The following is a 17673-nucleotide window of genomic DNA, read 5'->3' on the forward strand; positions in this document are numbered from 1 at the left end:
GCGCGCGGGAGGGGGGCGCACGACACCAGCGTATTACCGCGCGTTCCGGATCGCGTCGATCCGTTCTTTGGTCAGTGGATGGGTCGAGAAGAATCCATCCTCCTCGTCCTTCTCCGCCTCCTTGCTGTCCCGATTGGCCCGGTCAGACCGCTTGCGGCGCGCACCGTGGGCATCCTCCAGTTGCTGGAGTGCATCGGCCAGCGCCGACGGCGGCAGCCGGTTTTCCCGCAGCACCTCCACCGCAAACGCATCGGCCTCGCGCTCGTGATCGCGCGAGTAGCGCATGGCCAGCATCGCCGTGGGCACCGTGGCCAGCAGCGACGACACGTCGCCCAGGAAGTACGCGGTCAACGCACCCACGGCCGACGCCTGGAACACCTGCTGCAGCCCGTGGCGTTGCGTGACGTGGCTGGCCTCGTGCGCCAGCACGCCCATCATGGCCGGGCCGGTGCCCAGCAGCTTCACCAGTTCGTCGGTCACGACGATGGTGCCGCCCGGCAGCGCCAGCGCATTGGCACCGATGCCGCCGCCATGGCGGAACAGGATCTGGTAGTCGTGGCCAGGATCGGCGGGTCGGCGCAGCGCGGCGAAATTGTCGCGGATGCGTTGCTGCTCGGCGGCGGGCAGCGTACTGGGTTTGACGATGCCCCGGTCCAGGCTGTCGAGCGTGGTGCGGCCCAGCTGGGCTTCCAGCGACGCCGGTATCGTGCGTGCAACCAGAACCGCGGTCCACGGCAGTAGGTAGAAATACGAGATCACCACGAACAGCACCAGTCCCAGCATCGACAGCCCGACCAGGCGCCAGCTGTTCTGTGCGCGGGACACCCAGCCTTCCTGATGGCCGGTGGCGGCCAGCATCGCGTCAAAGCCGGCGTGGTCGGTGATCTCGCAGTAGGCCCCGTCGTCGAACGTCACCAGGCGCGGGCCGCGCCGGATGCGTTCGGAAACGCGCAACGATGCCAGTGGCGCGTGGCGCAGTTCGTCGCCGCCGGCATCCTGCAGCACGGCCTGGCCGTCCCGGACATACAACTCGACCGGATGGGCGCGCGACGTGCGGCCATCAAAGTAATGCGCGGCTACCATGGTGACCCGCTCCTTCCCTTACAGCGCGATGTCGATGTCGTACCAGTCGGCCGCGGCATCGCCCAGCGCACCCACTTGCTGCTTTTCGCCGGCCACGAAGGCATCGAGCTGACCCACGGCCACCATCGTCATCGATTCCACGCGATAGCGTACCGAGCGCACGCGCGCGAACGGATAGAACAGCCCCAACGTCAGCGCCGTGAGCATTAGGTTCGTGAGCGAGATCAGGAACAGGGTGCGAGCCTTGACGTCGCTGCGGAAGTGATGCGGCGCCAGGGTCGTGTGGTTCCACACGGCGTTCTGCAGCCTGGCCTGGAAGAACGGGCCGATCAGCAGGAAGCCGGCATACATCGCCAGCGCCATCAGTATCCCCACGAGCACGAACGCTGCCTTGCCACCCGCCGCGGCTGCCAGCGCACCCCCCGCGAGGCCGCCCGCTACCAGGAACAGCAGCACCACGCCGGCCGTCACCAGGTAGACGCGGTAGAACGCGCCGGCCGTACCGTCGAAGGCGAACGGTGCGGTGCCAAAGCGCGTGTTGTTGTGCTGGTAGCGCTTCAGGCGCTGGTGGGCCATCGGCCCCAGCAGCCACAGCGTCAGGCCGGCCAGCAAGGGCCACAGCAGGAACACCTTGTAGCCGTCGCGGTCGGTGCCCGTGAATGCGAAGCGCAGGCCACGGTAGCTGGAATTGGCCATCCGGAAGCGCAGCGACCGCACCAGCAGCAGGGGGAACACCACGGCCAGGGCCAGCGCCAGCACCGCGCCCAACGCCGGCGAGAGTTCAAGCACGAGCTGGTACACCGCGAACAGGCCGAATACGATGCCACGTCCCTTGAGGATCGCTTTCGCGTTGCCGTGATAGTCGAACGTGGCCCCGTCCAGTTGGGTGCTGCGATAGAAGTATTGCAGCGTGCGCACCTTGGCCCAGGCGGAATAGAAGCCCAGGGTGACAATGGTGAGCAGCGTGTTGACGATCCAGATGCGGAAATACTCGGATCCCGATCCGGTGAATACGAATTTCAGGTGGCGCGGCACATGGCTCTTCGGCGCGACGGCGTCGGGCTGGAGCCCGCCTTGATCTTCCCAGTTCATTGAATCGACCTCTCCAGTTGTTACAGGGCGCTTTTTTCTCGGTGAGCGCTTGTTTCAGGTTTGCAACCAGTTGGCGCGTGGGTTTCGTGCGCTGACCAACACATTCTCGCACCGCAGCGTACTGTGGCGTACCGTTGGGGCCACAAATGCCCCCATGGATCGCGTCAGATACAACGCGCAGGGTAACTGAGGTCGTAACGACAAAGAAACATCCTGTTACATGCTCAGGCCTCTGTCACAAGTTGCCTTTCGTCCGCCTCAATAAAATCAATAACTTAGGTGTGGTGGCACGGTCCTCGCTATTAAGCCTGTTACAAGATCGGTCGGGGCAGCCAAACACTGCCCAACACGGCGCCAGAGGGGAGGGTGCGCACGACGATGCGCCGGCGCCGCGGCAACGACAAAAAGCCGAACGGGAAAAGGCACGGGAAAATCCGCACTCCACGACGAGTGCTTCAACGGGGCAGGCGCGGGGCCAGCGCCAGCAAAGGAAATCTGACCCGCAAGCGTCCGGCACATCTCGCCAGGCGCCCATGAAAAAAGACCCACAGCGGTTCTTTCACGCGCGGGCAATCTTCCTGCAGGGAGGCAGGAGGATTGCCCGCCGCACCTCTCGATTTCCCTGAGTTTCCGATCTGCCACGCTTGCTGCCCCGCAGCATCGAAACCACTTGCAGCGTCCGGCGCAATCCATAATTATGAATTATTGCGGCTTAATCGCCTCTCCGGCGCGCCGCACCGGCATGCAATTCCCCTTGTGGTTTCCCCGTCATATCCCAGGCAGGCAGGAGGCACGATGCGTATCGTCAGGCAGGCGCTGTACCTCGAGGTGGCAGACCGGCTGCGGGCGATGATCGACGATCGCACGCTGATGCCCGGTGCTTGGATCGACGAGGTGGCGCTGGCGGCGTCGCTGGGCACGTCGCGCACGCCGTTGCGCGAGGCGCTGAAGGTGCTGGCCGCCGAAGGGCTGGTCCGGCTGGAGCCACGGCGCGGCTGCTTCGTCAACGCGCTGACCGAGCAGGACCTGGACGACATCTTTCCGCTGATGGCACTGCTGGAAGGGCGCTGCGCCTACGAAGCCGCGCGCAATGCCACGCAGACCGACCTTGCTTCGCTCGAAGGCCTGCATGCCGACCTGGCGCGCTACGCGCAGGCCGGCGATATCGATGCCTACTACGAGACCAACTACCAGATCCATGAGGCGATCCAGCGGCTGGCCGGCAATCGCTGGCTGTCGGGCGTGGTCAGCGACCTGCGCAAGGTGCTGCGCCTGTCGCGCCACAAGAGCCTGCGGCTGCCCGGGCGCATTCACGAGTCGTGTGCCGAACACCTGTCGGTGTTCTCGGCGTTGAAGGCCCATGACTCCGAAGGCGCCGAAGCGTTGATGAAGACCCACGTGCTGCGTCAGCGCGGCGCGTTGCGCATGCTCGACGCGGCCGAGCAAGAAGCCGTGGAAGGCGCCAACCCGGGCACCAACCCCGGCCCCGGCACTGCCGCGCCGGCCGCCCATCTGCGGCTGGCCGGACAAGGCTGACGCCCGATCGATCCGCGCGACCCCATCATCCACCGACCTCGCAGGACACGACCATGACTGCCCTCGATCCCGCCGACCAACAGAAAGTCAGTGCTCCGCTCGATGCCAGCGATCCTGTCAGCGACTCGCTGTTCTCGCGCTTTGGCCGATGGTGGAACCGCAAGGGCGACGACGCGGCCAGGCCCGCCGCACCGGACGCGGCGCAGCAGACGCTGTCCACGCGCGCGGTCAAGCGCCAGCGCGAGCAGTTGCGCCAGTGCTTCGAGGCCCGGCTGACCGACGGCGCCGCCAACGCCGCCGCCCTGGCCTGGCAGGACGAATACCAGGCGGCGGCCGAGCCGCTGCGTCAGGCCATGCTCGGCGTGCTGGCCGATGTGGCGGCCGGGCGCGATGCACCGGGCGGCGCGGCCGGTAGCGGATCGGCGGGCAGCGCAGCATCCGGGCTGTCGCAGGCGCTCTCGAACGCGCGCATCCGCTTCTTCAAGCGCTTCGCCGCACAGCATGGCAAGCGCGGCGACAGCGCCTGCGGCCTGCATTTCCTGATCCAGTTGCGTTCGGACATGCTGCGCTGGCAGAAGCGCATTCCCGGCCTGCGCGCGCTGGACGAAGATCTGGAGGCGCTGTTCTCGAACTGGTTCGACGTGGGTCTGCTCGAACTGCAACCAATTACCTGGGATTCGCCGGCGTCGCTGCTCGAAAAGCTGATCCGCTACGAGGCCGTGCACGAAATCTCGTCGTGGAACGACCTGCGCAACCGGCTCGATTCCGACCGCCGTTGCTATGCGTTCTTCCATCCGCGCATTCCGCGCGAGCCGCTGATCTTCGTGGAAGTGGCGTTCGTGCCGGAGATGGCCGCCAACGTCCAGACGCTGCTGGACGAGGCCGCGCCGCTGGAAGACCTGCGCCGCGTGAAATGGGCCATCTTCTATTCGATCTCGAACACGCAGACGGGCCTGCGCGGCGTCAGCTTCGGCAATTTCCTACTCAAGCGCGTGATCGAGGAACTGCAGCGCGAATTCCCCAAGCTCAAGCAGTTCGCCACGCTGTCGCCCATTCCCGGCTTTGCCGACTGGCTGCGTAAGCAGGACGGCGAGTCGGTTGCACGCATCCTGGGTGACAAGCGGCTGTCGCGCTGGCACGAACGCCACGGCGACGTGCCGGCCGACGGTGCGGCATGGTTTGGCGCGCTGCCGGCCGACGCGCAGGACCCGGTGATCCGCGACACGGCGCTGACGCTGGTGGCGCACTACCTGGTCCGCGAAGGTGGCAAAGGCGTGCCGGCCGATCCGGTGGCGCGCTTCCATTTGGGTAACGGGGCATGTGTCGAGCGCGTGAACTGGGGCGCCGACCTGTCGCGAAAAGGCCGCGCGCAGTCGTGCGGGGTGATGGTGAATTATCTTTACGTGCCCGAGGCGCTGGATGACAATCTGGCTCGCCTTGGCGATGGCAATCCCCGCGTCAGCCGCGCGGTGGCCAAGCTGCTGTAGCCCTCGGGTCGGGCACGGACGCCAGGCAGGTTTCTTGTCGGGTAGCAGTAGGCAGTACTTCGATTGACTTTCCACGCAGTAAGTAGAGAGAGGAGACAGTACATGAGTCGTCAGCGCAAACTGACCGCGTTCGCACGCGTCTTTGCAATCGCCGGCATGGTAGCCGGCGCCGGGGTGAGCCTTTATGCACCGGCCGCGCAGGCCGCGGATCCGTGGCCGAACAAGCCCGTCACCGTGATCGTGCCGTTCCCGGCCGGCGGTGGCACCGACGCGTTCGCGCGTCCGTTGACCGCGCAGCTTTCCAAGCAGCTGGGCAAGCAGTTCGTGATCGACAACCGCGGCGGTGCCGGCGGCACGGTAGGCGCCAGCCTGGCGGCCAAGGCTGCGCCGGACGGCTACACGGTCTTCATCGGTGGCGCGCACCACGCCATCGCGCCGTCGTTCTACAAGAAGCTCGACTACGACATCGAGAAGGATTTCGTGCCGATCACGGTGATCGCGCAGCCGCCGCAGGTGATCGTGGTGAATCCGTCGAAGGTGCAGGCCAATTCGTTGAAGGACCTGATCGCCTATGCCAAGGCGCATCCTGGGCAGCTCAACTATGCATCGGCAGGCAACGGCTCGGCGCACCATCTGGCCGGCGAACTGTTCAAGCTGCAGACGCAGACCGACCTGGCCCACGTACCCTACAAGGGTGCCGGCCCGGCGCTGTCCGACCTGATCGCGGGCCAGGTCGACCTGATGTTCGACGGCCTTGGCTCATCGGCGCAACATATTCGCGCTGGCCGCATCAAGGCCCTGGCCGTGGCGTCGAAGACGCGCTCGGCGGCGTTCCCGAACGTGCCGACGGCGGCCGAGGCGGGCGTGCCCAACTACGAGGTGTCCACCTGGTACGCGCTGTGGGCGCCCAAGGGCACCCCGAAGGAGATCGTCGACAAGCTCTACGCCGAGACCACCAAGGCGCTGAACAGCCCCGAGATGAAGGCGATCTGGCTGCAGAACGGTTCGGAAATCCCGCAGTTCACGCAGGAGCAGTTCGCGCAGTTCCAGCGTACCGAGATTAAGCGCTGGGCCGAGGTGGTGCAGCGCTCGGGCGCGAAGATCGACTGATGGGCGGCACGGTTACGTTCGCGCGCGACGGCCAGGTGGTCACGGTCACGCTGTCGCATCCGGGCAAGCTCAACGCGATCTCGGTCGGTATGTGGCAGGCGCTGGCCACCGGGTTTGACGCGCTGTCTGCCGAGGTGGCCAACGCGGCCGACCCGGCCGCGCGTCCGCCGCGCTGCGTGGTCGTGCGTGGCGCTGACGGCAACTTTGCAGCCGGCGCCGACATCGCCGAATTTCCCGCAGTGCGGGGCGACGAAGCCGCGGTGCGCCGCTATCACACGGCAATCATCGCCCCGGCCCTGCGGGCCATCGCCGAATGTCCACTGCCGACGCTGGCCGCTATCGAGGGTGTCTGCGTGGGTGGCGGGCTGGAAATCGCGTGCAACTGTGACCTGCGCGTCGCTGCGGCGGGCAGCCGCTTCGGCGTGCCGATCAACCGGCTGGGGTTTCCGATGGCGCCCGGCGAACTGCAGGGCCTGCTGGCCCTGGCAGGGCGTGCCGTGACGCTGGAAATCCTGCTGGAAGGCCGCGTGTTCGACGCCGCCGAGGCGGCCTCCAAGGGGCTGCTGACGCGCGTGGTGCCCGAGGCCGCCCTGCACGACGAGGTGGCCGCCACGCTACAGCGCCTCTGTGCGGGTGCGCCGCTGGCCGCGCGCATCAACAAGGCGACCATCCGTCGCCTGTCGCCGGCGCCTGCACCGCTGACCGCCGCGGAGCTGGACGCCCACTTTGCCTACGCCGGCAGCCGCGACCACGCCGAGGGCGTGGCCGCCTTCCTGGCGCACCGGCCTCCGGATTTCACCGGGGAGTAATATGTCGGCCGGCCGGCTATCATGGCCGGCTGCCCAGGCGCTTTGCTCGCCAGCTTTGGTCGCCATTTCCCCGGGCATGCCATTCCCTTTTGCTCTGTACCATGAACGCCAATCTGTTCGCCCTGTTCGAGTCCCGTTTTCCCGCCGACCGCAGCGCCTGCTGCATCGAGACGCATGACGGCCTGTATTACACGTGGGACGACCTCGATCGCGCCACGGCCAAGCTCGCCAACCTGCTGACCGCGCTGAAGCTGCCGGCCGGCGCGCGCGTGGCCGTGCAGGTGGAAAAGTCGCCGGAGGCGCTGTTCCTGTACCTGGCCACGCTGCGGGCGGGCTATGTGTACCTGCCGCTGAACACCGCGTACCAGGAGGCCGAAATCGACTATTTCGTCGGCAACGCGGAGCCGGCGGTGGTGGTTTGCAGCAGCAGCAACTTTGGCTGGGTGTCGAAGGTGGCCTTCGCGCACAACACGGCGCACGTGTTCACGCTGGACGAGAACCGTACCGGGTCGCTGCTGCAACGCGCGGCGGCACAGCCGGACACGTTCGAGACCGTACCGCGCGCGGACGACGACCTGGCGGCCATCCTGTACACGTCGGGCACCACCGGCCGCAGCAAGGGCGCGATGCTGACGCATCGCAACCTGGCATCGAATGCGCTGACGCTGCATGAATACTGGGGTTGGCGCAGCGACGACGTGCTGTTGCACATGCTGCCGATCTTCCACGTCCACGGCCTGTTCGTGGCGTCGCATGGCGCGCTGCTGGCTGGCGCCAAGATGATCTGGGCGCCCAAGCTCGACATGGGCCAGATCCTGAAATTCATCCCGCGTTGCACGGTGATGATGGGCGTGCCGACCTACTATGTGCGCATGGTGCAGGAGTCGCGCTTCGACAAGGAACTCTGCAAGAACATGCGCCTGTTCGTGTCGGGATCCGCGCCGCTGCTGCTGGAGACGTTCGACGCCTTCCGCGAGCACACCGGCCACACGATCCTGGAGCGCTACGGCATGAGCGAGACCGTGATGCTGGTCTCGAATCCGTACGACACGGCGCTGGGCGACCGTATCGGCGGCACCGTGGGCATGCCGCTGCCGGGTGTGTCGGTGCGCGTGATGGATGGCGAGGGCAACCCGTGCCAGCCGGGCGTGATCGGCAACGTCGAGGTCCAGGGCCCCAACGTGTTCAAGGGCTACTGGCGCATGCCGGAGAAGACCGCCGAGGAATTCACCGCCGACGGCTGGTTCAAGACCGGCGACGTGGGCCGTTACGGGGGCGCCATCGTCAGCCAGGCCGGCGAGCGCAAGGTGCCGGACAACTACCTGACCATCGTTGGTCGGAGCAAGGACCTGATCATCTCGGGCGGCTACAACGTCTACCCGAAGGAAATCGAGAGCTTTATCGACGAGATGCCCGGTGTGGTGGAGTCGGCCGTGATCGGCGTGCCCCATGCCGATTTTGGCGAGGCCGTGGTGGCCGTGGTGGTGCGCAAGCCCGGCGCGGACCTCGACGAGGCCGGCATGATCGGTACGCTCAAGGGCCGCATCGCCAACTTCAAGGTGCCCAAGCGCGTGCATTTGGTGGACGAACTGCCACGCAACACGATGGGCAAGGTGCAGAAGAACGTGCTGCGCCAGCAGTTCGCGGCGCTGTAATCGGAGGCACCCGAAAAAAAGCCCCGCTTCCATTGCATGGGGCGGGGCTTTTTGCTGCGGAGGAGATGTGGGCGGCGAGGCGCCCTGGGGCGCGCTTACTTCACCATCTGCACCGACCCGTTGACCGACACGGTCACCTGGGTCTTGCCGCCTTCCACCGGAATCGGCGCGCCGGCATCGGACGACATGGCCTTGGCCGCGTACATGCGCGGCACCGGCGGCATCACACCGCCCGATTCATTCACCGAGACTTCGCGGATCGTGAAGCCGCTGTAGCCAAACAGCTTAGTGGTGGCCTGGGCCTTATCGCGGAACGCGGCCACGGCCTGGTCGGCCAGCTTCTGCTCGGCTGCCCGGCGGGCTTCGCGCGACAGCGAGAAACCGACGTTCTGCACCTGCATCTGGTTGGCCAGTTCGCCGGCCAGCTTTGACACCGCGGCAAAGTCCTTCGACTTGAGGACGATCTCCGAACGGCCGCGCCACGTGCTGATCTTGCCGTTGCGGTCGGTATTGGGGTGAATCGTGAAGCCGCCGGACTGTGCTTCCACGCCCGACACGCGCTTGGCCTGTGCCAGTGCTGCCTGCGTGCGCGACGACAGCGCGTTGGAAATGGCGGAGGGCTCCGGACCTTCCTGCTCGGCGGCCAGGACCAGCGTCACCACGTCGGTCGGCACTTCGGTCACCGCCTCGGCGGACAGCGACAGCACGCCCGAAGGCGACGGCACGGCAACGGTCTGGGCCGTGGCAACGGCAGCGGCAGTGCCCAGCAGCGAGGCGACCAGCAATTTCTTCATATTGTTCTCCGATCAATGTGATGGCAATCAGATGCGAAGCCACGCATTTCGTTCCATGCGGGCCCTGCATGAAGGCTCTAACGAACGGACGGCCGGATCGGGGTTAAGGCAGGTGAAAAAAAGATGCGGTGCGATCAGAAAGGCTGAGATCGCAGAAGCTACTTCATCAGCTTTCCGGTGATGAAGCGCCATTCGGCCGGCGTCACCGGCGTGATCGACAGCCGGTTGCCTTTGCGCAGCACGACCATGTCCGCCAGCGAGTCATGCTCGCGCAGCGCCGGCAGCGGGATCAGCGCGCTCTTCTTGACGAAGCGCACATCTACCAGCGACCAGCGCGGCTCTTCCTTCTTCGACGCGCCGTCGTAGTAGTCGCTCTTCGGGTCGAACTGTGTGGGATCGGGGTAGGGCTGCGAGCTGACCTCGGCCAGCCCGGCAATGCCGGGCTCGGGGCATGACGAGTGATAGAACAGCACGCCGTCGCCGATGTGCATCTGGTCGCGCATGAAGTTGCGCGCCTGGTAGTTGCGCACACCGGTCCATGGCAGCGTACCTTCACGGGCCAGATCGTCGATGCTGGCCTCGTCCGGTTCGGACTTCATCAGCCAGTACTGGCGGGCGCGCTCGTCGGCCATGGACTTATGACAGGTCAGGAGGTTGAAATGAAAAAGGCGGTGGTTCATTGAAACCACCGCCTCTTCACCACTTGAAGGGGGTCCCCGCCTCGGCCGCTGGGTCGGCATCCTGAACCCAAGTGAGGTTCAGAGTGGCTGCGGAAGTCGTATTTCGGGTACATCGCCCACTCAGGGAGTCCAGACCGAAGCCAAGACTATGAATGCGGTAACGCGCTCGCCCATACGACATGATCCCGCACCATGCAATGCATATCGGTTCAAGGAGTTTATGACCCTCACGAACCAGGCAGGGAAACTGTCAAACGTCTGACTTGAGTTCCTGTGCGTGCAACACGCTTGGGATGTCAGACGTTTGCCGTTTCAAACTAGGATGGGATGGAAACGGCGGCCAGGCCCGATAACCCGACCATCTTGCTGCGTCGGTCAGTCTCGCCGCGCAGTGGCTCCACTATACACCGCGTCGTCAGTGATACCAAGCCGGATGCGTCGACGCGTTACATTTTCCACAACAACCGGCATATCCATGCACATCATGCGGCCGTGCGCGGCACCGGCTTCACATGGACGACATGTTTGGCCACCACCGCGCAATTCAAGTGTTGCCATCAGGGTTTTTTCAGCGGCTCAGCGCGTGCCCACGTGCGCGTACTGGCGCAGCGCCTCGTCGGCGCGCTCGTTCAGTTCGCGAATCCGTGCGCGCACCGCGTCGACCGGAATGGTGCCGTCCTCTTCCTGCTTGCGGCGGATCGCCAGCAGGTCCGAGGCAATGCTGATGGCCGCCATCACGGCCACGCGTTCCACGCCCTTGGCCGACACGCTGCCCTTGAGTTTGTTCATCTTGTCGTCCACCAGCGCGACGGCCTCGAGCAGCGCGGCCTCGTTCTCCGGCGAGATCGCGAAACGGTAGGGCTGGCCGGCGATATTCAGTTCCACTTGCTTGTTGCTCATGCGTGTTCTCCGGGGGCTTGCTGCGAACCTTCCGAGGCGGCGCGGGACTGACCGTCGCCCAGCAGGTCGAGCTGGCGCGCATCGCTGGCGGTGGGCAGCTTGTCCAGGATGGACTGGATGCGCAGCTGCGCTTCCTCGATCTTGATGTTGAGCAGCTCGCGGTCGGCCGCCATGGCTTCGCGGTCCGCGCGCAACGTGCTCGCCTCGGCCTGCAGGCGGTCGATCTCCGCGCGCAGTCGCTGGTTTTCCGCCGCCAGGGTGTCCGCATGATGCAGCACGCGCCCGATCTTGGCGGCCAGTTGTTCGAGTTCGTTGAGCATAGTGCCTGTCGTGTCCGGTAGGAGTAAGGGTCAGGTTTCGGGATTCTAGCCGATGCACGCACGGGGGCGACCGTCAACGCGCCCGGTGAGACTTGCCTGCCGCACGGAAGTTGCACCGATCTGCGGCGAACGGCGCGATTTCGCGTGTCAATCACGGATAACGGCAACTTGACCCCTCGCATTGACGCCAACTTTGAAACTCCCTACACTCGCGCACGTTCCAGGTGCTCGCGGCCTACTTACGCAGGGGCTGCAGTTCAACGGGAAACAGGGAGCCGGGTGCCGCCCGCCAGTCCGGGACGATCTCGATCGGCCAGGCTGGACGCGAGCGGGGCAGGCCAACCTGTGCTGCCCCCGCAACGGTAAGCGACCGCGAATACGCCATGTGTCGTTCGCAGGGCGGGCCAAGCGCCACTGATACGGACTCGCCGGAGGTAACGGGGATCCGGTCGGGAAGGCGGCCTGCCTGATGTCGTCAGCCCGGATACCGGCCTGAAGAACGCGGGCGTCCGCACGCCATGCGGCACGCCAATTCGCCATCAGGTCCGCGGGGGAACGGGCCCGGCCGTTCTCATCCATCCTGCTCATGCGTTCCACGCTATCCAGGTCGACCGTCGCGGTAAAGCCGCCGGTTCGCCCATCCGTGTCCGCCATCATGGCGGCCGTTGCCGTTCTTTCCGCATCCCATATCCCGGCCTTCGCCCAGGAGGCGCCGTCCGAGGCCACATCGGCCGCACCCGCCACCGCGCCCGCCGTGCAGCCGCAGGGCCAGTCGCTGGCACCGGTGGTGGTCACTGCATCGCGTACCGCGCAGAGCGTGACCGAGGCGCTGCCGCACACCACGGTGGTCACCCAGGAAGACATCGTCAATTCGCAGGCCCCTGACCTGCGCTCGCTGCTGCGCGGTCAGGCCGGTGTCGAATTTGCCGCCAACGGCGGCATGGGCGCTAATACCACGCTGTTCATGCGCGGCGCCAATTCCAACCAGGTGCTGATCCTGATCGATGGCGTGCGCGTGGCCGGCGTCAGCGGCGGCACCGCCCAGTTGGCGAACATCCTGCCCGACCAGATCGACCATATCGAGGTGGTACGCGGCAACGTGTCGGCGCTGTATGGCTCGGACGCCATCGGCGGCGTGGTGCAGATCTTCACCAAGAATGGCGTCGGCCAGGCCCCGGCGGCCAATGGGCAGGTCGAGTACGGCAGCAACAACACGCGCCAGGGCACAGTGGGCTACGGCGGCCAGATTGGCGATACGTCGTTCAACCTGACCGGCTCGATCTTCAAGACCGACGGTTTTTCGTCGATCAACTACAACCAGTGGGCCGCCGCCAACGCTGCGGCAGTGCGACGCGGCACGGGGCCGAATCCGGGCGACAACCCGTACGAGAACAAGAGCGTGTCGGGCCAGATCCGCCACAAGTTCACGTCTGACTGGGATGCCGGTTTCGCGGCGTACTACTCCAAGAGCGACCTGTCCTACGACAGCACCAGCGGTAAGCCGACCGACGATTTCCGCATGAACAGCGAGCTCTATACGCTGTCCGCCTTCGTCAATGGCAAGGTGACTTCGGCGTGGACCACGCACTTCAAGCTGTCGCAGAGCGAGGACCGCAGCGAAGGCACGAAGAACGGCCTGTTCGACAGCCTGTTCAGCACGCGCAACCGCCAGTTCAACTGGCAGAACGAATACGCGCTGACGCCGGACCACAAGCTGCTGTTCGGTACCGACTGGTTGCAGCAGACGCTGGCGTCGAGCTCGTACAACGCGCCGTCGCGCAACGTGTTCTCGGTGTACGGCGGCTATGAAGGCCGCATCGGCCGGAATCAACTGCAGCTGAACGGCCGCAACGACCACTATTCCGACTTCGGCAACCAGGGCAGCTTCTTTGCCGGCTATGGCTTCAACGTGACCGAACAGGTCAAGCTGATCGCCAACGTCAGCAACGCCTTCCGCGCGCCGACCTTCAACGAGCTGTACTACCCGGGCTTCGGCCAGCCTAACCTGCAGCCCGAGCGCGCCAAGTCGGCCGAGGCGGGCGTGCAGGTGGATACGGTCAGTGCCGGCCTGCTGCGGGTGACGGCGTTCGAGACGCGCTATGACGACCTGATCGTGTCGACGGCCGTCGGCAGCGGCGTGTTCCTGGCGCAGAACGTCAACAAGGCCAAGGTGCAGGGTATCGAGGCATCGTGGCGTGCCACGGTCTGGGGTACCGACCTGGGCGCCGCCGTGACCTTCCAGAATCCGGTGGACGAAAGCAGCAACACCCAGCTGCTGCGCCGTGCGCGGCGCCATGCGTCGTTCGACGTGGGCCGCAACGTCGGCAATTGGCGCTTTGGCGGCGAATGGCTGCTGTCGTCGGAACGGCTCGACAACAGCGGGCGCATTCTGGGCGGATACGGTATCGTCAACCTCAATGCCCGCTACAACATCGACAAGCAATGGTTCGTGGCCGCCCGTGTGGAAAACCTGTTCGACAAGAACTACCAGCTTGCCTGGCCCTACAACACGCAAGGCCGCGCCGGATTCATCACGCTCGGCTGGCGCCAGAAGTAGGGCGTAACGTCACGCCATGACCGAGCTGCGCCGCGCGCTGACCGTCTGGACCGTCCTGGCCTTGGCCGGGGTGGCGGTGTTCGCGCTGTCACTGGCGGCCGGCAGCGTCGCGCTGGACGGCACGCAGGTCTGGCAGGCGCTGACCGGCGCCGATACCGGCACGGCCGGTGCCATCGTGCGCGAGCTGCGGCTGCCGCGTGCGGCGGCGGCGTTCGCATGCGGCGGGCTGCTGGCGCTGTCCGGCGCGCTGATGCAGGTGCTGCTGCGCAATCCGCTGGCGGAGCCCTATGTGCTGGGCGTGTCTGGCGGGGCGTCCACGGGCGCGCTGCTGGCGATGCTGCTGTCGCTGCCGTTGTGGGTGGTGCAGTCCGGCGCGGCGGGTGGTGCGCTTTGCTCGATGCTGCTGGTGGCCACGCTGGCGCGGCGCGACCTGCTGCATCCGCAAGTGCAGGGCGGCCATCACGAGGCCGGCGCGCGGTTGCTGCTGACAGGGGTGATCCTGGCGGCCGGCTGGGGCGCGCTGATCACGCTAATCCTGGCCATCGCGCCGGAATCGCGGCTGCGCGGCATGCTGTTCTGGCTGACCGGCGACCTGGGCGGCACGGCCAGCTACGGCTGGGCACTGGCCACGCTGGTCCTGGCGCTGGGGCTGGCCATGCCGATGGCGCGTGCGCTGAACGTGATGCTGCTCGGAGAAACCGTGGCCCAGTCGCTGGGCGTGCGCGTGGGCCGCATCAGGCTGGCCACCTTCCTGATTGCGTCGTTTGCCATCGCCGCCGCCATCACCACGGCCGGTTCCATCGGGTTTGTCGGGCTGGTGGTGCCGCACATGGTGCGCCTGGCGTGGGGCAACGACCAGCGCCAGTTGCTGCCCGCGTCGGTGCTGCTGGGCGGTACGCTGCTGATGGCGGCGGACCTGATCGCCCGCACGGTGATCGCGCCGGCGCAGCTGCCGGTGGGTGTTATCACGGCGCTGCTGGGCGTGCCCACCTTCCTATACCTGTTGCTGCGGAGGCCGCGATGAGCGCGACAAGTCCGACGAGCGCGAACGCGACGCGCCCGTGGTTCGAGCCGCTGGCTCCGTGTCCGGTCCTGTCGCTGCGCGACGTGCGCCTGCGCGCGGGCCAGCGCGTGCTGGTCGATGGCCTGTCGCTGTCCATTCACGCGGGCCAGCTCTGGTGCGTTGTCGGCCCCAACGGCGTGGGCAAATCGACGCTGATGGGCGTGCTGGCCGGACTGCGCGCGCCCGATGGCGGGGCCGTGGAAATCGATGGCGTGGCCGCCACGCAGGTGGCGCCGGCGACGCTGGCCCGCCAGCGCGCCTACCTGCCGCAGGCCGTGCATGACACCTTCTCGATGGTGGCGGAGGATGCGGTACGCATCGGCCGTCATCCACACATGAGCGGCTGGGGCTGGGGCAAGCGCGACGACGACCGCGTGGTGCGCGACGTGATGGCCGAGTGCGATCTCGATGCACTGGCCGCGCGCGACGTGCTGACCCTGTCCGGCGGCGAGCGCCAGCGCGTGTCGCTGGCCGCCGTGCTGGCCCAGCAGGCGCCGCTGCTGATGCTGGACGAACCGGTCTCGCACCTGGACCTGCGCCACCAGATCCTGGTGCTCGACCTGCTGCGCCGCCTGACCGGCGCCGGTCGCCACGCCGCCGTGGTGATCCTGCACGACCTGACGCTCGCGCGCCGGCACGCCACCCATGCGCTCTTGATGGCCGAAGACGGCGTCGCGCTGCATGGGCCGGCGCACGAGGTCCTGACTCCCGCGCAGTGCTCGCGTGCGCTGCGCACCCCGATTATCAGCATCAGCGACGGCACCCATACCGCGCTGATCCCCGACGGAAAGACACCATGAGCGATACGGAACAACCCAGCCAGACCGACGACGGCCGCGACGAGCGCCACAAGAACCGCATGGTCCGCAAGAAGGAGGTGGTCGATGCCAAGATTGCCGCCGCCCAGGCCGAGCGTGGCGTGATCGTCATCACCACCGGCAACGGCAAGGGCAAGTCAAGCTCGGGCTTCGGCATGGTGGTGCGCGCGATGGGGCACGGCATGCGCACGGGCGTGGTCCAGTTCATCAAGGGCGCCATCCCGAGCGGCGAGGAAATGTTCCTGCGGCGCTTTCCGGAGCAATGCGAATTCCATGTGATGGGCGAGGGCTATACCTGGGAAACCCAGGACCGCGCACGCGACGTGGCCAAGGCCGAAGCCGCGTGGGAGGTGGCGCGCCGCATGCTGCGCGACCCGTCGATCGGGCTGGTGATGTTCGATGAACTGAACATTGCGCTGAAGTTGCACTATCTTGATGTCGAGACCGTGATTGCCGACCTGAAGGCGCGTCCTGCGATGCAGCACGTGGTCATCACGGGCCGAGGCGCGCCGCCCGCGCTGGTGGAGGCGGCCGACACGGTGACTGACATGACGCCGGTCAAACACGCGTTCCAGCAGGGCATCAAGGCCCAGCGCGGCGTAGAAATGTAGGAGAAACGCCAGCCTGCCGATTCTGGCGCCTAGCCAGAACCGCTTTGCTTCGCCTGGCTGGCGTTCTCCAAGGATTTGTAAGAAAGAACTGATGACCCATATTTCCGAATTCGCGCTGACGCTGCCGCCCATCGCGCCGCTTGACGAATCGCTGCGCGGCACGCTGCAGGCGGCCATCGACGACAAGACCAAGCCGCCCGGGTCGCTGGGCCGGCTCGAATCGCTGGCCCTGCAGATCGGCATGATCCGTGGCGAGACCGTGCCCGACCTGAACCGGCCCGCGATCATCGTGTTCGCGGGCGACCATGGCGTGGCCGACGCGGGGGTGAGTGCCTTCCCAGCCGAAGTCACCGCGCAGATGGTGCTCAACTTCCTGAACGGCGGGGCCGCCATCAACGTCTTCACGCGCCAGCACGGCATGGTGCTCGAAGTGGTCGATGTGGGCGTGCGTGCGCCGCTGCCTGCGTCGCCGGGCCTGGTGAACAGCCGCGTGGCCAATGGCACGCGCAATTTCGTCCAGCAGCCCGCCATGACCCCGGCCGAAGCCGGCGCGGCCATCAACACCGGCATCGCACGGGTGCTGCGCCACGCGCAGCAGGGCACCAATGTGATCGGCTTTGGCGAGATGGGCATTGCCAATACCTCGGCGGCGGCCTGCGTGATGAGCCGCCTGACCGGCCTGCCGCTGGAAGCCTGCACGGGGCGCGGCACGGGGCTGGACGACGCCGGCATGGCGCGCAAGCGCGAGATCCTGGCGCAGGCGCTGGCGCGGCATCCGGACGCCATCGACCCGCTGGACGTGCTGGCCACGTTCGGCGGCTTCGAGATCGCGGCGATGACCGGTGCCTACCTGGCCGCGGCCGCCAGCCGCATGGTGATCCTGGTGGATGGGTTCATCGCCTCGGCGGCACTGCTGGTGGCCGCGCGCATCGATCCCAACGTGCTCCAGTACTGCGTGTTCTCGCACTGCTCCCACGAGCAGGGCCACCGCGCGCTGCTGGCCGAATTCAAGGCCGAGCCGCTGCTGGCGCTGGATCTGCGCCTGGGCGAAGGCACGGGTGCTGCGCTGGCCTGGCCGCTGGTGGCGTCGTCGGTCGCCTTCCTGCGCGAGATGGCCACGTTCAGCGGCGCCGGCATCAGCAACGCTTCGGCCTAGAC

The 17673-nt window shown here is 66.5% G+C and carries 16 protein-coding genes, 1 other RNA gene and 1 riboswitch; of the genes, 10 read left to right on the forward strand and 7 right to left on the reverse strand.

Annotated elements, in window-relative coordinates; genetic code table 11:
* Nucleotides 1-33: 33 nt before the first annotated feature.
* Together CYJ10_RS07310 and CYJ10_RS07315 are read right to left on the reverse strand one after the other, a co-directional pair.
* Complete coding sequence (locus CYJ10_RS07310; protein WP_101680832.1) at nt 34-1083, reverse strand: M48 family metallopeptidase; 1050 nt, start codon at nt 1081-1083, stop codon at nt 34-36.
* 18 nt (nt 1084-1101) lie between these two features.
* The gene (locus CYJ10_RS07315) at nt 1102-2175 is read right to left on the reverse strand and encodes a YjgN family protein (protein ID WP_101680833.1); all 1074 of its coding nucleotides are present in this window, start codon (nt 2173-2175) and stop codon (nt 1102-1104) included.
* 795 nt (nt 2176-2970) lie between these two features.
* On the opposite strand from CYJ10_RS07315, the gene CYJ10_RS07320 reads away from it, so the two are divergent.
* The 5 genes from CYJ10_RS07320 (at nt 2971) to CYJ10_RS07340 (ending at nt 8772) form a co-directional block, all read left to right on the forward strand.
* Complete coding sequence (locus CYJ10_RS07320; protein WP_101680834.1) at nt 2971-3711, forward strand: GntR family transcriptional regulator; 741 nt, start codon at nt 2971-2973, stop codon at nt 3709-3711.
* A 53-nt stretch (nt 3712-3764) separates the two neighbouring features.
* Nucleotides 3765-5198 (forward strand): malonyl-CoA decarboxylase domain-containing protein, encoded by a 1434-nt coding sequence (locus CYJ10_RS07325; protein WP_101680835.1) that lies wholly within the window; start codon nt 3765-3767, stop codon nt 5196-5198.
* Between the two features lie 102 nt (nt 5199-5300).
* A complete protein-coding gene (locus CYJ10_RS07330) occupies nt 5301-6308 on the forward strand; it encodes a Bug family tripartite tricarboxylate transporter substrate binding protein (RefSeq protein ID WP_101680836.1) in 1008 nt (335 codons plus the stop codon).
* Complete coding sequence (locus CYJ10_RS07335; RefSeq protein ID WP_101680837.1) at nt 6308-7117, forward strand: enoyl-CoA hydratase/isomerase family protein; 810 nt, start codon at nt 6308-6310, stop codon at nt 7115-7117. The genes CYJ10_RS07330 and CYJ10_RS07335 overlap by 1 nt, the downstream gene beginning before the upstream one ends.
* Nucleotides 7118-7218: 101 nt before the next feature.
* On the forward strand, nt 7219-8772 hold the full coding sequence (locus tag CYJ10_RS07340; protein ID WP_101680838.1) for a malonate--CoA ligase: 1554 nt from the start codon (nt 7219-7221) through the stop codon (nt 8770-8772).
* Between the two features lie 95 nt (nt 8773-8867).
* Here CYJ10_RS07340 and CYJ10_RS07345 read toward each other — a convergent pair whose 3' ends face one another.
* From CYJ10_RS07345 to CYJ10_RS07365, 5 genes are all read right to left on the reverse strand, one after another.
* Nucleotides 8868-9566 (reverse strand): SIMPL domain-containing protein, encoded by a 699-nt coding sequence (locus tag CYJ10_RS07345; RefSeq protein WP_101680839.1) that lies wholly within the window; start codon nt 9564-9566, stop codon nt 8868-8870.
* A gap of 158 nt (nt 9567-9724) precedes the next feature.
* Nucleotides 9725-10198, reverse strand: coding sequence for an EVE domain-containing protein (locus CYJ10_RS07350; protein WP_101681062.1), 474 nt, complete (start codon nt 10196-10198; stop codon nt 9725-9727).
* A 77-nt stretch (nt 10199-10275) separates the two neighbouring features.
* Nucleotides 10276-10494: non-coding RNA, 6S RNA (ssrS, locus tag CYJ10_RS07355), on the reverse strand.
* Nucleotides 10495-10822: 328 nt separating this feature from the next.
* Nucleotides 10823-11146 carry a cell division protein ZapA gene (locus CYJ10_RS07360; RefSeq protein ID WP_101680840.1) on the reverse strand — a complete coding sequence of 108 codons (324 nt, stop codon included), beginning with the start codon at nt 11144-11146 and terminating at the stop codon, nt 10823-10825.
* Nucleotides 11143-11466, reverse strand: coding sequence for a hypothetical protein (locus CYJ10_RS07365; protein WP_101680841.1), 324 nt, complete (start codon nt 11464-11466; stop codon nt 11143-11145). The genes CYJ10_RS07360 and CYJ10_RS07365 overlap by 4 nt, the downstream gene beginning before the upstream one ends.
* A gap of 205 nt (nt 11467-11671) precedes the next feature.
* Nucleotides 11672-11976: riboswitch (cobalamin riboswitch) on the forward strand.
* A 76-nt stretch (nt 11977-12052) separates the two neighbouring features.
* Between CYJ10_RS07365 and CYJ10_RS07370 the strand changes: the two genes are divergently transcribed.
* The 5 genes from CYJ10_RS07370 to cobT all read left to right on the forward strand — a co-directional run bounded on the left by CYJ10_RS07370 (nt 12053) and on the right by cobT (nt 17671).
* Nucleotides 12053-14023 carry a TonB-dependent receptor plug domain-containing protein gene (locus tag CYJ10_RS07370; protein WP_101680842.1) on the forward strand — a complete coding sequence of 657 codons (1971 nt, stop codon included), beginning with the start codon at nt 12053-12055 and terminating at the stop codon, nt 14021-14023.
* 16 nt (nt 14024-14039) lie between these two features.
* The gene (locus CYJ10_RS07375) at nt 14040-15047 is read left to right on the forward strand and encodes a FecCD family ABC transporter permease (protein ID WP_101680843.1); all 1008 of its coding nucleotides are present in this window, start codon (nt 14040-14042) and stop codon (nt 15045-15047) included.
* A complete protein-coding gene (locus CYJ10_RS07380) occupies nt 15044-15886 on the forward strand; it encodes an ABC transporter ATP-binding protein (RefSeq protein ID WP_101680844.1) in 843 nt (280 codons plus the stop codon). Before CYJ10_RS07375 ends, CYJ10_RS07380 begins: the two co-directional genes overlap by 4 nt.
* Entirely contained in the window at nt 15883-16515 is a 633-nt protein-coding gene (gene cobO / locus CYJ10_RS07385; protein WP_101680845.1) for a cob(I)yrinic acid a,c-diamide adenosyltransferase, read from the forward strand. Before CYJ10_RS07380 ends, cobO begins: the two co-directional genes overlap by 4 nt.
* Before the next feature lie 91 nt (nt 16516-16606).
* A complete protein-coding gene (gene cobT, locus CYJ10_RS07390; RefSeq protein ID WP_257993151.1) occupies nt 16607-17671 on the forward strand; it encodes a nicotinate-nucleotide--dimethylbenzimidazole phosphoribosyltransferase in 1065 nt (354 codons plus the stop codon).
* Nucleotides 17672-17673 lie beyond the last annotated feature (2 nt).

The sequence above is a fragment of the Cupriavidus pauculus genome (assembly GCF_002858765.1).
In the GTDB taxonomy this organism is placed as follows: Bacteria; Pseudomonadota; Gammaproteobacteria; order Burkholderiales; family Burkholderiaceae; genus Cupriavidus; species Cupriavidus pauculus_B.

What these genes read in the sequence shown, in the direction of transcription:
- CYJ10_RS07310 (WP_101680832.1), bottom strand. Translation starts at nt 1,083, where the DNA reads ATGGTAGCCGCGCATTACTTTGATGGCCGCACGTCGCGCGCCCATCCG.
- CYJ10_RS07315 (WP_101680833.1), bottom strand. Translation starts at nt 2,175, where the DNA reads ATGAACTGGGAAGATCAAGGCGGGCTCCAGCCCGACGCCGTCGCGCCG.
- CYJ10_RS07320 (WP_101680834.1), top strand. Translation starts at nt 2,971, where the DNA reads ATGCGTATCGTCAGGCAGGCGCTGTACCTCGAGGTGGCAGACCGGCTG.
- CYJ10_RS07325 (WP_101680835.1), top strand. Translation starts at nt 3,765, where the DNA reads ATGACTGCCCTCGATCCCGCCGACCAACAGAAAGTCAGTGCTCCGCTC.
- CYJ10_RS07330 (WP_101680836.1), top strand. Translation starts at nt 5,301, where the DNA reads ATGAGTCGTCAGCGCAAACTGACCGCGTTCGCACGCGTCTTTGCAATC.
- CYJ10_RS07335 (WP_101680837.1), top strand. Translation starts at nt 6,308, where the DNA reads ATGGGCGGCACGGTTACGTTCGCGCGCGACGGCCAGGTGGTCACGGTC.
- CYJ10_RS07340 (WP_101680838.1), top strand. Translation starts at nt 7,219, where the DNA reads ATGAACGCCAATCTGTTCGCCCTGTTCGAGTCCCGTTTTCCCGCCGAC.
- CYJ10_RS07345 (WP_101680839.1), bottom strand. Translation starts at nt 9,566, where the DNA reads ATGAAGAAATTGCTGGTCGCCTCGCTGCTGGGCACTGCCGCTGCCGTT.
- CYJ10_RS07350 (WP_101681062.1), bottom strand. Translation starts at nt 10,198, where the DNA reads ATGGCCGACGAGCGCGCCCGCCAGTACTGGCTGATGAAGTCCGAACCG.
- CYJ10_RS07360 (WP_101680840.1), bottom strand. Translation starts at nt 11,146, where the DNA reads ATGAGCAACAAGCAAGTGGAACTGAATATCGCCGGCCAGCCCTACCGT.
- CYJ10_RS07365 (WP_101680841.1), bottom strand. Translation starts at nt 11,466, where the DNA reads ATGCTCAACGAACTCGAACAACTGGCCGCCAAGATCGGGCGCGTGCTG.
- CYJ10_RS07370 (WP_101680842.1), top strand. Translation starts at nt 12,053, where the DNA reads ATGCGTTCCACGCTATCCAGGTCGACCGTCGCGGTAAAGCCGCCGGTT.
- CYJ10_RS07375 (WP_101680843.1), top strand. Translation starts at nt 14,040, where the DNA reads ATGACCGAGCTGCGCCGCGCGCTGACCGTCTGGACCGTCCTGGCCTTG.
- CYJ10_RS07380 (WP_101680844.1), top strand. Translation starts at nt 15,044, where the DNA reads ATGAGCGCGACAAGTCCGACGAGCGCGAACGCGACGCGCCCGTGGTTC.
- cobO (WP_101680845.1), top strand. Translation starts at nt 15,883, where the DNA reads ATGAGCGATACGGAACAACCCAGCCAGACCGACGACGGCCGCGACGAG.
- cobT (WP_257993151.1), top strand. Translation starts at nt 16,607, where the DNA reads ATGACCCATATTTCCGAATTCGCGCTGACGCTGCCGCCCATCGCGCCG.